Annotated in this window: 1 protein-coding gene; it reads right to left on the bottom strand. The window is 69.2% G+C overall.

Translation table 11 applies throughout. The features are described 5' to 3' along the window. A partial coding sequence (locus P1P75_RS41520; protein ID WP_319265224.1) for an IS110 family transposase occupies positions 1-1161 on the bottom strand: 1161 nt, incomplete at its 3' end. Positions 1162-1426: the final 265 nt, after the last annotated feature.

Genomic DNA, 1426 nt, shown 5'->3' on the forward strand with positions numbered 1-1426 from the left:
GAGCATGGCGAACAGGACGTTGATGCGTTGGCGGGCGAGGCGGAGGAGGGCCTGGGTGTGGGTTTTGCCGCGGGCGCGTTGCTTGTCGTAGTAGGCGCGGGAGGCGGGATCGGCGTTCATGCAGGCGAAGGCGGAGAGGAACATCGCGCGTTTGAGCTGGCGGTTTCCGCCTCGGGGTGCGTGTTCGCCGTGGATTGAGGTCCCCGACGACTTCGTGGTCGGGGCGAGTCCGGCGTAGGAGGCCAGGTGGGCGGCGCTCGGGAAGCTGGTGCCGTCGCCGACGGTGACCAGCAGGACGGCGGCGGTCCTGACGCCGACGCCGGGCATCGACGTCAGGACCGGGGAAAGAGGGTGGGCCTCCAGCAGGACGTTGATCTGGGCTTCCAGGGCCCGGCGCTGTTCGTGGACAGCGGCGAGCGAGCGGGCCAGGGAGGGCACGACGATGTCGAGGGTGCCGGTCCCAGGGACCACGACGGTCTGCTCGTCCAACGCCTCGAAGACATCGTCGATCAGCCGCTGGGCCATGCGCGGGGCCTTGGGCCGGATCAGCTCGACGAGCCTGCGGCGGCCGGCTTTGCGCAGTGCGGCGGGGGAGCCGTAGCGCTCCAGCAGCCAGGTCACGGCCTGATGGTCCAGACGGGGACCCAGAACGCGTTCGAGGCTGGGATGAAACTGGGTGAGCAGGCCGCGTATCCGGTTGGAAGCGCGGGTGGCCTCGGCCGCGAGGTCCTGGTCGAAGCCGACGAGGACCGTGAGTTCGGCGGTGATCTCGTCGGTCAGTTCGAGGGATCGCAGAGTGTGCGGCATGGTGCGGGCCGCATCCGCGATCACCGCAGCGTCCTTCGCATCGGTCTTGGCCTCGCCCGGATACAGGTCGGCGATCCGCCGCATCGCCAGGCCGGGCAGGTAGGCGACCTTGCAGCCCGCGTCCCGGGCGACGGCCAGCGGCAGGGCGCCGATGGAAGCGGGCTGGTCCACGATCACCAGGACGGTGCCGAACTTCGCGGCCAGTTTGTCGAACGCGGCCCGTAGTTTCGGCTCGCTGTTGGGCAGCTGCTTGTCGAAGACCTTCTTCCCGGCCGGAGTCAGCCCGTGCCCGTGATGAGAGCTCTTGCCGACGTCCAGGCCGAGGAACACGCCCACGTCTTCGGTGTCGAACATCGCGCCCTTCCAGGAGAGTTGATTCGTGCCGGCCTCGGCAGTGGTGTCGTACGCGCGCATCCACGTTATGCAGACCTGCCGCCCGCGAGCTGTCCGGCATTGCGCCGGACCGGGTGGTGGCCGGACCTCTCATCAGCGTCTCCGACGGCACCTCCCGGGCCCGGTGACACCACCCCCCAGGTCATCCGTTCGACAGGGGGACACAGTCATGCCGGGCCCGGAGGCCAGCGGCCCTCTTGCAGGACCGCGAAGAACATAACGGGGA

It is taken from the genome of Streptomyces sp. ID05-39B, from assembly GCF_033794725.1.
Classification (GTDB): domain Bacteria; phylum Actinomycetota; class Actinomycetes; order Streptomycetales; family Streptomycetaceae; genus Streptomyces; species Streptomyces bobili.